This window comes from Candidatus Allofournierella excrementavium (genome assembly GCF_048526665.1).
Lineage (GTDB): Bacteria > Bacillota > Clostridia > Oscillospirales > Ruminococcaceae > Allofournierella_A > Allofournierella_A excrementavium.
Genome location: NZ_DBGFPE010000014.1, coordinates 17,532 through 30,411, shown reverse-complemented (window position 1 = coordinate 30,411; position 12,880 = coordinate 17,532). Strand labels below are relative to the sequence as shown.

At 61.6% G+C, this 12,880-nt stretch carries 11 protein-coding genes; all 11 read right to left on the bottom strand.

The features are described from left to right. Nucleotides 1–8: 8 nt before the first annotated feature. The gene (locus ACMI1Q_RS03925; protein ID WP_419502879.1) at nucleotides 9–971 is read right to left on the bottom strand and encodes an NAD(P)H-dependent glycerol-3-phosphate dehydrogenase; all 963 of its coding nucleotides are present in this window, start codon (nucleotides 969–971) and stop codon (nucleotides 9–11) included. Nucleotides 972–1,046: 75 nt separating this feature from the next. Beyond that, the gene (locus tag ACMI1Q_RS03920; protein WP_419502878.1) at nucleotides 1,047–2,837 is read right to left on the bottom strand and encodes an SGNH/GDSL hydrolase family protein; all 1,791 of its coding nucleotides are present in this window, start codon (nucleotides 2,835–2,837) and stop codon (nucleotides 1,047–1,049) included. Nucleotides 2,838–2,851: 14 nt separating this feature from the next. Then, nucleotides 2,852–3,493, bottom strand: a complete 642-nt coding sequence (locus ACMI1Q_RS03915; RefSeq protein ID WP_419502877.1) for an HAD hydrolase-like protein — start codon at nucleotides 3,491–3,493, stop codon at nucleotides 2,852–2,854. A gap of 263 nt (nucleotides 3,494–3,756) precedes the next feature. After that, a complete protein-coding gene (locus ACMI1Q_RS03910; protein ID WP_419502876.1) occupies nucleotides 3,757–4,551 on the bottom strand; it encodes an ABC transporter ATP-binding protein in 795 nt (264 codons plus the stop codon). Continuing rightward, entirely contained in the window at nucleotides 4,544–5,491 is a 948-nt protein-coding gene (locus ACMI1Q_RS03905) for an ABC transporter permease (protein WP_419502875.1), read from the bottom strand. Before ACMI1Q_RS03905 ends, ACMI1Q_RS03910 begins: the two co-directional genes overlap by 8 nt. A 119-nt stretch (nucleotides 5,492–5,610) precedes the next feature. After that, on the bottom strand, nucleotides 5,611–6,618 hold the full coding sequence (locus tag ACMI1Q_RS03900; protein WP_419502874.1) for an ABC transporter substrate-binding protein: 1,008 nt from the start codon (nucleotides 6,616–6,618) through the stop codon (nucleotides 5,611–5,613). 121 nt (nucleotides 6,619–6,739) lie between these two features. Continuing rightward, nucleotides 6,740–8,158 carry an alanine/glycine:cation symporter family protein gene (locus tag ACMI1Q_RS03895; protein WP_419502873.1) on the bottom strand — a complete coding sequence of 473 codons (1,419 nt, stop codon included), beginning with the start codon at nucleotides 8,156–8,158 and terminating at the stop codon, nucleotides 6,740–6,742. A gap of 124 nt (nucleotides 8,159–8,282) precedes the next feature. Then, a complete protein-coding gene (locus tag ACMI1Q_RS03890) occupies nucleotides 8,283–9,743 on the bottom strand; it encodes an ABC transporter permease (protein WP_394981267.1) in 1,461 nt (486 codons plus the stop codon). Then, the gene (locus ACMI1Q_RS03885) at nucleotides 9,730–11,163 is read right to left on the bottom strand and encodes a hypothetical protein (RefSeq protein WP_419502872.1); all 1,434 of its coding nucleotides are present in this window, start codon (nucleotides 11,161–11,163) and stop codon (nucleotides 9,730–9,732) included. Before ACMI1Q_RS03885 ends, ACMI1Q_RS03890 begins: the two co-directional genes overlap by 14 nt. A gap of 14 nt (nucleotides 11,164–11,177) precedes the next feature. Beyond that, complete coding sequence (locus ACMI1Q_RS03880) at nucleotides 11,178–11,981, bottom strand: ABC transporter ATP-binding protein (protein ID WP_394981269.1); 804 nt, start codon at nucleotides 11,979–11,981, stop codon at nucleotides 11,178–11,180. Between the two features lie 39 nt (nucleotides 11,982–12,020). Beyond that, nucleotides 12,021–12,815, bottom strand: a complete 795-nt coding sequence (locus tag ACMI1Q_RS03875) for a YdcF family protein (RefSeq protein WP_419502871.1) — start codon at nucleotides 12,813–12,815, stop codon at nucleotides 12,021–12,023. Nucleotides 12,816–12,880: the final 65 nt, after the last annotated feature.

The window sequence follows — 12,880 nt, the reverse complement described above, 5'->3', positions numbered from 1 at the left end:
CAGTGCGCTCAGTAGTCGAATTCGCCCTTCACCGAGCGGCTGAACAGGCGCGGAATGACTTCGTTGGCGGAAAGGCCGTTGTACAGCAGATCGTTCACCGTCTGGCAGATGGGCAGGTCCACCTTGTATTCCTCACCCAGCCGCACCAGCGCCTGCACCGTGGAAGCGCCTTCGGCCAAGCGGTCAAAGGGCTCGCCTTTGATGAAGCTCTCGCCGAACTGCCGGTTGTGGCTGTGGGAAGAAAAGAGGGTTGCCTGATAGTCGCCCAGGTGGCACAGGCCATAGGCCGAGAGCTCGTTGCCGCCCATGGCGCGGATGAGCCGGGCGATCTCGCGGGCGCCCCGGGCCATCAGCGCGCCCTTAAGGCTGGTGTAACCCGCCCCGTCCAGCATGCCGGCGGCGATGCCGATCACGTTTTTGGCGGCGGCGCCCACCTCGGTGCCGATGAGGTCGCGCCCTTTGTACAGGCGAATGAGGTCGCTGCTGAGGTTATCCACGATGAAGTCGGTGGTGGCGCGGTCGTCCGAATCCACCACCATGCAGTTGGGCACCCCGGCAGAGAAATCCTGCACATGGCCGGGCCCCACCCACACCGCAACATTCACCGGCTGGGTAACCTCTTCGCGGAATACCTGGGTCAGGCGCTTGCCGGTGGCTACCTCGATGCCCTTCATGCAAAGGATAAAGGTCTTTCCCTTCACATCAAACTGCTGGATCTGCGCCGCCAGCTGCCGCAGCTGCTGGGCGCTGATGGAAATGACCACCACCGGCCCAAAGGCCAGCGCGGCGGCCAGATCATCCCTCAAAAGAAGAGAATCCGGCAGAGTCTGATATTCGTTTCTGCGCTCGGCCCGCAGCTGGGCAAGCCCGCGGGAACCGGGGCGGCCCCACAGCAGGACCTCGTTCTTTGCGCAATGATAGGAGGCCAGAAAAGTGCCCCAACGGCCGCAGCCCAGGACGGAAAGTTTCATGGTGCGTTCTCCTTGCTGTTTTGATTCGTGAAAAGGCCGCCCTGCCGAACAGGGCGGCCTTTTGGCTATTCGGATTTATTCGTCGCCGGATTTTCCGGTGGTGTTCTGCGTCTGCACGGTGGACGACGCCGGAGGCGTGGTGGAGCTCACCGGCAAAGCGGGGATGACTTCGGTCTGTTCCAGCTTGCAGCGAGAGCAAACTCTCTTTTTCAGGCCTTCCGTGCCGGGGCCGGCCTCGGTCACAGTGGACCACTCGCCCCAGCTGTGGCCCAGCGCAGCGATGGCCTCTTCTTTGCGCTCACCGCAGCTGCACTTGTAGATGATCTTGCCCGCCTCGGTGCAGGTCGCCTCCACGCGGCTCTCCTCCACGTATTTGTGTTCGTGAGGCGTGGGAGACGGCGAGGGCGCGGGCGTGGCAGCTGCCGCCTTTGCGGTCAGGGTGTAGGTGGCGCTGTAAGTCTTGCCGTTCAGCGTCACGTTCGCCTTGATCTCATAGGTGCCCTCTTTGTCCGGAGTGTAACCGGCGCTGATGCCGCGGCGGAACTCGGTTCCGTTGACGGTCCAGTAAATGTCGTTGTCCACATTGATGCTGGAACGGTCGCTCACGCTTGCGTGCAGGGTGACGCTCTGCCCAACTGTAGTGGTGCCGGAGCTGCCCTCCTTGATGCTCACCACAAGTTTCGCTCCGAACATGGCGGTCACGTTGACGTTCTGCTTGAAGTCCTTGTCGGTGCGGGTGGCGCTGGTGTTGCCGTCGCTCCATTTGAGGAACTCATAGCCGTCGGCAGGCACGGCGGTCACCGAAACGCTGCTCTTGCTGGTCAGGTCCTTGAAGCTCAGGCTGGTGACGCCCTTCTTGTCGCCGCTGGTAAGGGTGCCGCCCACGTTCTTGTCCACATTGTACTGGGCGGTGTAGGTCTTTTCATCCGGCGAGGGGGTCGGGGTGGAGGTCACCGTGCCGGTGGAGCCGGTCTTGCGGCGCTCGGGAATGTTGTCGGTGTCGGGCCGGCGGTCCTCGGTACCCAGGTAGGCGTGGGTGCGGGCGTACTCCATGATGGCAGTCAGCGCATCCTTTTTCAGATGGATGTCGCCGGACAGGAAGTACTGAGACTTGCCGTAGCCGTCGTCGCCCACCAGCACATCGTTGACATTCAGGAACTTATAGCCGTTGTCAACACACATCTGGGCCAGCGCATCGTTGAACTCGTTGATCGTCTCCATGCTCATGTTGGGATAGCTGGAGTGATCTTCAGGGATGGGCGGCACGGCAGAGACAATGATGTCGGTGTAGGGATAGGCCGTCTTGATGGCCTCCAGCGCGGTGCGGTAGTTGGAGGCGAAGTCAGAGGCGCTCATGGTGCCGTCGGCATTGTTGGTGCCCATCATCACGATGATGCGGCGGGGCTTCATCTTGGCCAGCGCATCGGGGATGGAATAGCCGTTGTCGTCGTTCTTGAAATAGATGGACTTGTCGGTGGTGAAGTTCTGGATGCCCAGGCCCTCCACGGCAACCACCTGATCCAGCTCCAGCAGGCCGTACTGGTAGTAGCGGTAAGTGTTGGAGTCGCCCACAAAGATGGTTTCGTCAATGTAGGTCTTGCCGGCGTCCTCGGTCTCACCCAGCACTGCGTCGCCGTACTTGCTGGCGTCAAAGCCGCCCGTCACAACCTGGCTGGTGCTGGAGGAAGTCTGGCTGCTGCTGCCCGAATCGGGCTTGCCGCCGCCGGCTTTGGACACGATGACGCTCACCACCACAATGGTGATGATCAGCACAAGAGCGCAGATGCCCAGCACGATGGCTGCCTGCTTCTGCTTTGGGGTGAGCGGCGCCGAGCCGCCACGGGACTTGCGTCTGTTCTGAGGCATTCGATTGCCCTCCTTTAATCATTTGCTCCCTGGCCGAGGATAAAATCAGCCAGCTGTTCACAGGTCTGAGCCGCGAAGCACGGTTCGAAGGGGAGCAGCTCTTCCCTGCTTCCGTATCCGTACAGCACCGCCGCCACCGGCACGCCGCAGTCGGCCGCGCCGTGCATGTCGTCGGCCCGGTCGCCCACCATGAGCACCCGCGCGCCCTGCAGTTCCGGGCGCACCAGCACCGTGCGCATCACAGCGGTTTTGGTGTCCACGCTTTTGTCTTCGCTGGCGCCGCCGATGAAGGTGAAATAATGCGCCAGCCCCTGTTCGTGCAGGATAGGGGTCACCACCGAAGTGGGTTTGGAGGTGGCGGTGTAGAGCTTCACGCCTGCGCTTTTCAGCCGCTGCAGCATTTCCGGCACACCGGGAAACACCTGGCACAGATGCTGGCCCACCTCGTGATAGCGGTCACGATAGATGCGCACCATGCGCTCCACATCCTCTTCCCTGCGCATATGCTCGGCAAAGCTGCGCCGGAGCGGAGGCCCGAGGTAACGGGTGAGGTCGATCCCCGCAGGGTCGATGCCCACCGTGCGGAAGGTGTACTCCATGGTCGCGAGGATACCGGGACTGGAATGGATCAATGTGCCGTCCACATCAAACAGCACTGCGTCAAAACAAGCCAAGCTGGCACCGCCTTTCCTGTGTTGGGCGCGGCTTTCCTGCCGCGCCGCAGGCGCCGCCTGCCGTTCACAAAGAACAGACCGGGAGGACCCGGGGCGGCACCGGCACAGTTATTATACCATTTTTCCTGTTCCGACACAACGCAAAGGTGTGGAATTTCACCAGACCACGCTTATAATACGATAAGCTTCTCCCAAATATTGCAAAATGCCCGGCGCGTCGCCGCGCCGGGCAAAAAATCGCATATTCAGGAAAGGAGCATCCGGTCGTTGTCCAGTTCGCTTCCGCTGGCCTGTTCAAATTTCAGAAGCAGGTCCGCCACTTTCAGATTCTTCTTCTCTTCGCCGCTCACGTTGTAGATGACGCGGCCCTCGTGCATCATGATGAGCCGGTTGCCGTACTGGATGGCATCCTTCATGTTGTGGGTGATCATCAGCGTGGTGAGGTTGTGCTCCGCCACGATCTTTGCGGAGAGCTCCAGCACCTTGGCCGCCGTTTTGGGGTCCAGCGCGGCGGTGTGCTCGTCCAGAAGGAGCAGTTTGGGCTTTTTGAGGGACGCCATCAGCAGCGTGAGCGCCTGACGCTGGCCGCCGCTGAGCAGGCCCACCTTGCTGGTGAGCCGGTTCTCAAGGCCCAGGCCCAGCATCTTGAGCTGCACTTTGTACTCTTCCTGTTCCTCCCGGGTGATGCCGGGGCCAAGGCCGCGCCGCTGGCCGCGCCGGGCCGCCAGGGCCAGATTTTCTTCGATCTGCATGGTGGCGGCGGTGCCGATCATGGGGTCCTGGAACACGCGGCCGATGTACTTTGCCCGCTTGTGCTCCGGCAGGCGGGTGATGTCCACGCCGTCGATCATGATGGTGCCGGAATCCACCGGCCACACGCCCGCAACCGCGTTCAGCAGCGTGCTTTTGCCCGCGCCGTTGCCGCCGATGACGGTGACGAAGTCGCCCTCGTCCAAATGCAGAGACAGGCCGTTCAGCGCCACTTTTTCGTTGACGGTCCCGGCGTTGAAGGTCTTGGAGATGTTCTTGACGTCAAGCATTGCGGGCGCCTCCCTTCTTCACCGATTTGGAGAAATGGCGGTCCTTCCAGTAGGGCACCGACAGGAACAGCGCCACCACCAGCGCCGCCAGCAGCTTGAGGTAGTTGGCGTTGAGGCCCAGCGCCAGCACCGCCTGCAGCACGATGTAGTAGATGATGGAGCCCAGCACCACTGCGAACAGCTTGAGGGCGAAATTGATGAACACCTTTCCAAAAATGACCTCACCGATGATAACGGCGGCCAGACCGATGACGATGGCGCCGCGGCCCATGTTGATCTCGCTGGCACTGTTGTATTGGGCCAGCAGCGCGCCGGAAAGGGCAACCAAGCCGTTGGAGACCACCAGCCCCAGCACCTTGGCGAAGTTGGTGTTGATGCCCTGGGCGCGGGCCATGTTGGCGTTGGCGCCGGTGGCGCGCAGAGAGCAGCCCAGCTCGGTGCCGAAGAACCAGTAGAGCACGGCGATGATGGCCAGGGTGAACAGGCCGCCCACAAAGATGGGATGCCGCCAGAACGGGCGGGTGCCCTTGGCCACGTCGGTGACGAAACGCAGGGAGACCAGCAGCTTGTCCAGCATTTCGTTGGTGGTCACGTTGATGGCCACGGTGGCCTTCATGCCCATGATGGCCATGTTGATGGAATACAGCCCCAGCTGGGTCAGGATGCCCGCCAGAATGGCCGGGATGCCGCAGGCCGTCTGCAGCAGGCCGGTGACAAGGCCCGCCGCCATGCCCGCCAGCGTGGCCGCCAGCATGGCCAGCCACAGGTTGACCCCGCCGGTGAACAGCACCGCGAACACCGCCGCACCGGTGCACAGAGAGCCGTCCACCGTGAGGTCCGCGATGTCAAGGATGCGGAACGTGATGTACACGCCGATGGCCATGATGCCCCAGATCAGCCCCTGGGACACGGCGCCCGGCAGCGCGTTGAGAAAATCCATGAGTCTTCCCTCCTGCGGGGTGAAACTTCACCCCGGTGATGCTTTACCCTACTACTATAACAAAAAGCAGAGGAAAAGGAAAGCCTTTTCCTCTGCTTTTTTCGCTCGATCAAAGCAAATCATTCGGCAGCGATCGGCTCGTAGCCCTCCGGAGCGGTCAGGCCCAGATCGGCCACGATGGCTTCGTTGTATTTCTTGGTGAACTGGGGCGCATATTCGATGGGCATTTCGGAGACGTTGGCCTCGCCGGTGAGGATCTTCACCGCCATCTCGCCGGTGGCAACACCCAGGTCGTAGTAGCTGATGGACAGGGTGGCGACGCCGCAGCCGGAGCAGATGCCCTCTTCACCCGCGATGACAGGCACGCCCGCGGGACGGCAGATGTTATCCACCACGCCGGTGTTGTTGGCCACCGTGTTGTCGGTGGGCACATAGATCACATCGCTGTTGTCGGCGGCGTTCTGGGTGACGGAAGCCATGTCGTTGGTGTCAGAGAAGGCGTACTGGGTGCAGGTGTAGCCCAGCTTTTCCAGTTCCGCCTGCACGACGTCCACCTGATACTGGCTGTTGGGCTCGGCCGAGCAATAGAGCAGGCCCACATTCTTGGCGTCGGGGAACCACTCCTGCAGCATGGCGGCCTGCTGGTCCAGCGGGGCCAGGTCAGAGGTGCCGGACACATTGGTGCCCACGGTGCCGGAGAAGTTCTCAATGCCCAGGGCCACGCCGTACTCGGTGACCGAGGTGCCCAGGATGGGGATGTCGGAGGTGGCGGCCACGGCAGCCTGCAGGCTGGCGGTGGCATTTGCCATAATGAGGTCGACACCCGAGGAAACAAAGCCGTTGACGATGGTGGCGCAGGTGGGAGAATCACCGGCGGCATTCTTCACTTCGATGGTCACCTGGTCGCCCAGGGCCTCTTTCAAGGCGTCCTGGAACCCCTGGGTGGCGGCATCCAGCGCATCGTGGGGGGCCAGCTGGCACACACCCACCACATAGGCGCCGTCAGCACCCTGAGAAGCGGGCGTGGAACCGCCGTCGGAAGCGGGGGTGGACGTCTGGCCGCCGCAGCCCGCCAGCATGGAGACGGCCAGCAGCGCCGCCGTGCATGCACAAATCAGCTTTTTCATGGTCAATTCCCTCCTGTTCGGGCCAAGCGGCCCTTCACATCCGCGGCCAGTTTATTGCCGCAATGTGTTACTGCACTAAAGTATACCACCGAATCCCCCGCCTTGCAAGGGTTTTCTTCCATTATGCCGCTGTTTGTTCAAAACGCGTCTTTTTTCGAGCGGGCAGGCTGCGGCGGCTCTCCCGGATGACCTGCGGGCTGAGCCAGAGCAGCGCCGCCAGATTTGGCAGAGCCATGAAGCCGTTGAAGGTGTCGGAGATCTCCCACACCAGTTCCAGCCGGATCACACAGCCCAGCACGATGACCGCCACGAACACCGCCTTGTAGACCCCGGCCGCCCGGCCGCCCCACAGATATTCCGCCGCCTGCGCGCCGTAGCAGCTCCAGCCCAGCAGGGTCGAAAAGGCAAACAGGGACAGGCTGACCGCCAGGAACACGCCGCCCCAGGGACCAAAGGCAGTGCGAAATGCATCGGCGGTGAGGGCCGCGCCGTTGGGCAGCGTTTCCAAAAGCCCCCGGGTCCCTGCCCCGGCATAGGCTTCCAGGTCATAGGCTCCGCTGCACAAAATGGCAAGAGCGGTGAGAGTGCACATGAAAAGGGTGTCCACCGCCACTTCCATGATGCCCCACATCCCCTGCTCCACCGGCGTGCACCCGGCGGCGGAGTTGGCCATCACCGAGGAACCCAGCCCCGCCTCGTTGGAGCTGACCCCGCGGGCTACGCCCACCGACAGCGCTCTGGCAAGGCCGTAGCCTGCCGCCCCGCCAAGGCCTGCCCGGAGAGAAAAGGCCTCCCGGAATATCATGGCCAGCACACCGGGCAGCCGCTGAATGTTGAGCAGCACGATGAGCACCGCCCCGCCGGTGTAGGCCAGGGCCATGAAGGGCACGATCTTTTCGGTGACCCGTCCCACCCGGGCGACACCCCCGGCGATGGTGAGGCCTATGACCCCCGCGACCACAAGCCCGGTGGCCAGAGGCGGGATGTTGAAAGCGTCCCGCAGGCCCTCGGCGATGGAGTTTGCCTGGGCCATGTTGCCCATGCCCAATGATCCCAGCAGGCAGAAAAAGCTGAACGCCGCCGCAAGGCGGCGGCTGTGCAGGCCCTTTTCGATGTAGAACATCGCCCCGCCCACCGGGTCGCCTCTGTGGTCCGCGCCCCGGTAGAGGGCGGCGAGGACGTTCTCGGCATAGGCGGTCATGGTGCCAAGCAGGGCCGAGAGCCACATCCAGAACACCGCCCCCGGCCCTCCCGCCACCAGCGCGGTGGCCACGCCGGCGATGTTTCCTGTGCCCAAAGTGGCGGCCAGCGCCGTGCAGGCAGACTGGAAGGCGGTGGTCGCGCCCCGTTTGTTCCCTCCTTTGAACGCCGCGCCCAGTGTCCGCCCCAGCCAGAAGCGCACGCCGCGCAGCTGAAAAAAGCCTGTGGCCGTGCTGAATACCACGCCGCACAATGCCAGCAGGCAGATGGTGCCCGACCCCCAGGCCAGCTGATGGAGCACCTTCATCACAAACCCCAGTGCCCGTTCCACAGTCTCCATGTTCCTTCTCCTTTTTTGAAAGAGTTTCAGGACATGTATATGCGGCGGCCCGGCCCGGGGATGTGCCCGCCGAAAAACAAAAAAAGTGAGGCTCCCGTTCAAGGGAGCCTCGCTGAGACATTTTTTATTCGTGCCGGATGGCCTCCAGCGCGCTGATGCGGGTGGCTTTCACCGCCGGCCACAGGCCGGACAGGATGCCAACCAGGGTGGAGAACCCAAGCCCCAGCAGCACCAGCCACGGGGGGATGATGGAGATCTGGCCGCCCATGCCGCCGTACATGCCGCCGATGCTGTTCAAAAGGCCGCTCAGGTCGATGCCTCCGCCGCCGAACAGCGCAGCAATGGTGTTGATGTTGTTGAGGATGGCCGACGCGGCATAGCTCAGGGCCACGCCGATGATGCCGCCCAGCAGGCCGATGGCGCCCGCCTCCACCAGGAACATGTTGCGGATCTTGCCCACCTCACAGCCCAGCACTTTCATCACACCGATCTCTTTGGTGCGTTCGTAGATGGACATCATCATGGTGTTGGCGATGTTCAGCGCCGCCACCAGCAGAGCCACGGCGGCAGTGCCGCCCAGAATCATCTGGCTCTTCACCACACTGGCCTGCATCTCCTCGCGGATCTGTGTCAGAGAGTTGGTCTGCTCATAGCCCAAATCGTGGATCCACTCTTCCACTTCTCCCACATTCTCCACGTCGTCCACCTTGACGTAGACTTCCTGATAGCCGTTGTCCTGCTCACGCATGACCGTGCCGTTGGAGATCATCACGCCACCGCTGGAATTGTTTTTCTTGCCGCTGAGGCGCTGATACTCTTTCTCCAGCATCTTCATATCAGACACGCGCATGGCGATGCCCGATTCGGTGAAATAGTGCTTGGACGTGTCTGACACAAAGGTGCCCATCACCACCAGCTGGAACTCACTGGTCTTCTCGTTGCCATTGTTGTCATAAGCGGTGAGTTTCAGGGTGAGTTTGTCCTTGTTGACGTCTACAAAGGGCGGGATGGGATTGCCCAGCGAGTCGGTCTGACCCGCCCAGCGCTGGCGCTTGCCGCTGTTGTAGCTCTTTCGGGTATCCTGGAACTGATAGGCAAAATTGGCGCCTACCAGCACGGGGATCTTCTTTTTGCCCAGGTTCACGTCATCGGCGATCCAGCTGCCGCTTTGCAGCTGAAACTCCATGGCCTCCAACGCGTTCATGTCCACGCCGTAACAATCCCACAGATACGCTTCATACCGGTCGCCCTTGCCGGCGTAGACATTGCCGTTCATGGAGTTGGAGGAATAGAACGGCGTGGCCGCCACCACATGCTCGTGGCTGCGGAATGTTTCCAGCATTTCGTCGTCCAGCTTGGGAACGTCGCCTGCGGCGCCGTAGGAATAGTTATAGATCTGGATCTGGGTCAGATCGCCCCAGCTTTGCAGCATGGCTTCGTTCTGGGCATTGCTGGCGATGCCAAGGCTGATCATAACGATGATGGCGAAGGTGCCCACCACCACGCCGATAACGGTCAGGGCTGTGCGGCCTTTGCGCCGCCGAAGATTATCCGTGCTGAGGCGCAGCAGATCAGATATCTTCATCTTCGTCCTCCAGCTCTGCCAGTTTCTTCGCAGCCTTCTTCTTGCGGATCACCACCACGACGACCGCAACAACAGCGCCCACACCCACAACGATGAGGGCCCAGCCCCAGATGGGCATGCCGGTGCTCACATCCTCGCCCATGGTGGGGTCCATCATGCCGGGATCCATCATGCCCGGGTCGTCGATGACAGGCGCAGCCTCCACGGTGCAGGAGAATTCCTTCTCCAGCGTGGCCACTTCGCCCTTGGAGTTCTCATAGCTCAGGATGACCTTGCCGTTGATGACGCCCTCGGCGGAAGCCATCACGCTGAAATCCACCGAGTTCTCGGTGCCGGCGGCCACGTTGCCCAGGAACTGACTCTGGCCGGGGTTGGCCAGGTTCTCGCCCTGGATCTCGGCGGTGAGGTTGTTGATGGCGCTCTTGCCCTTGTTGACGAAGGTGACCGAGAGGTAGCCCTCCTCGCCCATCATCATGGTCTCGGGAGCTTCCACATTGGTGATCTCAAAGCGCTCGGGCTGGGTCACGGGGATGGAAATGGGAGAGGTCGCGGCTTCGCCGTTCTTGCTGGTCAGCTGCACGGTGATGTTCACAGAGCCGGGCTCCATGGTGGCGTCGGTGACCATCTTGTAGCTGATGGTGCGGGTCTCGTTGGGAGCCATCGCGCCCACATAGGTGTTCATGCTGCCGCTGGCGAGGCTGACGTTCTTGGAGTCCGTGGGGAAGGTCAGGCCCACCATCACGTCCTCCAGGTTGGTGTTGCCGCTGGTGGTGAACAGGGTCAGCTCCAGGGTGAACTCCTTGCCGGCCTCCACGCTGTTGCCGCCGAAGGTGAAGTCCTTCACCATGATCTTGGGCACTTCGGCAGGCGCGGGAGTGGGCGCGGGAGTGGGCTCGATGGCCTCGGCGCACTGGATGATGGTCTGAGTCAGCTGCTGGACCTCGCGGGGCTCGTCACCACCCTCGGTGATCACGTCAAAGCTGAATTCGTTGCTGCCGCCGTTGTAGGTCACATCCGTAAACACAAATTTGTATGTACCGTCGCTGCGCTTTTCCGCAATGGCGTCTTTGCCAGAAAAACTGCTGGTGTTGATACGGCCGCGAAGGCCAGCATTTTTGCCTTGGGCCCATTCATCGGACACGGTGATGCTGATGTTGGCCTTCTCACCGGGACGCAGATGGGCGCCGAAGCTGCCGCCAATGTCGTAGTTCACGATACTAATCTCCGTGGGGGAAGGTTCTGAGGTTGAACCGCCCCCTTCACCGCCGCCAGTCTGGTCTGTATTTGTGATGGTACCGGGAGTCTGCCCGTCGGGCTGAGTCTCCTCGCCTTCCGCATACACCGGCGCGCCGGCAAACACGCCCAGCGCAAGAGCCAGCGCCAGGGACAGGCTGATGATCTTGTTCTTCATCTGTTTCATGGATATGATTCCTCTCATTCGTCGGTGATACTGTCTGCCGGTACGGTGGTTTGAGGCTCCGGCGGCGCCTCTTGTTTCGATTCCAGAATATCCTTGAACAGTTCGGCCTGCTTTTTCGCCTTTTCCTGTTCGTCCAGAAGGATGTTGCTCTCCACCATGCCGTCCCGGATGGTGATGACCCGGTCCGCCACATCGGCTAGGTCACGCTCGTGGGTGACCATCACGAAGGTGATGTTGTTCTCCTTCGCCATGGTGAGCATGCGGTAGAGCACCTGACGGGTGGTGGACGAGTCCAGGTTTCCGGTGGGCTCGTCGGCGAAGATGACCTTGGGCTTTGCCACGAACGCGCGGGCAATGCCCACGCGCTGCTGCTGGCCGCCGCTCATCTCGGTGGGCTTGTGGTTCGCACGTTTGCCCAGACCCATGCGCTTGAGCTCCGCCTTGGCCATTTCCAGCCGCTTTTTGCGGGGCACACCCTTGAACATCAGCGGAAGCGCCACGTTCTCGGCGGCGGTGAGGTTGGGCAGCAGGTTGTAGCTTTGGAAGATGAATCCCAGATGCGCCTGACGGAATTTCGCCAGCTGGTTTTCGTTCATCGCGCTGATCTCGTGCTTGCCTATGTACACACTGCCCTTTGTTGGCTTTTCCAGCCCCGCAAGCTGATTGAGCAGGGTGGATTTGCCGCTGCCCGAAGGGCCCACGATGCAGCAGATCTCACCGGGTTCGATGGCAAGGTTCACGTCGTTCAGGGCGATGACCTTTTCCTTGCCCACCCGGTACACCTTGCGCAGATGTTCCACGCAGATGATTGGCGCCATTCTTTCACCTCTTCGCTGCGGCCTTTCGGGCCGCCGTTTTCATAAAATACCCACAAGCGGGCTGATCCAGCCGCTCTGGCTCGTTTTGAACACCCAGTAGTAAAGCACGGCAAAGACCTCCCGCATGTAACAGGGCAGCACCGAGTTGAGGCCGATGCTCGCGGGGATGGAACTCACCTGTTCAAAGCCCACCAACCGGGCGTAGCAGCGGGCGCGGTAGCAGTGGAAGGCGTTGGTCACCACGGCCATGGGTTCGTCCGCGCCGATGCCCCGCTCTTCCAGCAATTCTTTTGCAAACAGCAGATTCTCTTCGGTGGAGGTGCTCTTCTGCTCCACCACGATCTGCTCCTCCGGCACGCCCTTCTCCTCAAGATAACGGGCCATCGCCACCCCTTCCGGGATGGTCTCGCCGTTGCCCTGCCCGCCGGTGACCGCGATCACCACTTCGGGATTTTCCAGGTAATAGGCATAAGCCGCGTCCAGGCGGCGGCGCAGCAGGTCGGAAGGCACGTCCTTTCGCAGGCCCGCACCCAGCACCACGATGGCCTTTTCCTGCCCGGAGGCCGCGCCTGCGTAGCCGCTGACAGCCACAAAGCCCAGCAGCAGGCAGAAAACGCCCACACCGCAGAAGAACAGGATCTTCAGCCAGCGGCCCACACCGTCCGCACAGAAAGCGTCGATGGGGCGGTGGAACACGGCATAGGCCCAAAGCGCCGCCGTGAGGAGATACATCAGGAGAAGGCCGAAGTTGAAGTTGGAGCGAAAACTGCGCAGCACGCTATCGGCCAAAAGGACGACTGCCAGCACCCACACGATGATGATTTTGATCTGCATTTTGTTCCTTTTCAATGGAATTTCTCACTTTCCGCTGCGGGCCGGCGGTCCCGATTCAAAAGAGT

Bases quoted from the DNA above. Each gene is read 5' to 3' on its own strand.
- ACMI1Q_RS03925 (WP_419502879.1), bottom strand. From the start codon at position 971: ATGAAACTTTCCGTCCTGGGCTGCGGCCGTTGGGGCACTTTTCTGGCC.
- ACMI1Q_RS03920 (WP_419502878.1), bottom strand. From the start codon at position 2,837: ATGCCTCAGAACAGACGCAAGTCCCGTGGCGGCTCGGCGCCGCTCACC.
- ACMI1Q_RS03910 (WP_419502876.1), bottom strand. From the start codon at position 4,551: ATGCTTGACGTCAAGAACATCTCCAAGACCTTCAACGCCGGGACCGTC.
- ACMI1Q_RS03905 (WP_419502875.1), bottom strand. From the start codon at position 5,491: ATGGATTTTCTCAACGCGCTGCCGGGCGCCGTGTCCCAGGGGCTGATC.
- ACMI1Q_RS03900 (WP_419502874.1), bottom strand. From the start codon at position 6,618: ATGAAAAAGCTGATTTGTGCATGCACGGCGGCGCTGCTGGCCGTCTCC.
- ACMI1Q_RS03895 (WP_419502873.1), bottom strand. From the start codon at position 8,158: ATGGAGACTGTGGAACGGGCACTGGGGTTTGTGATGAAGGTGCTCCAT.
- ACMI1Q_RS03890 (WP_394981267.1), bottom strand. From the start codon at position 9,743: ATGAAGATATCTGATCTGCTGCGCCTCAGCACGGATAATCTTCGGCGG.
- ACMI1Q_RS03885 (WP_419502872.1), bottom strand. From the start codon at position 11,163: ATGAAACAGATGAAGAACAAGATCATCAGCCTGTCCCTGGCGCTGGCT.
- ACMI1Q_RS03880 (WP_394981269.1), bottom strand. From the start codon at position 11,981: ATGGCGCCAATCATCTGCGTGGAACATCTGCGCAAGGTGTACCGGGTG.
- ACMI1Q_RS03875 (WP_419502871.1), bottom strand. From the start codon at position 12,815: ATGCAGATCAAAATCATCATCGTGTGGGTGCTGGCAGTCGTCCTTTTG.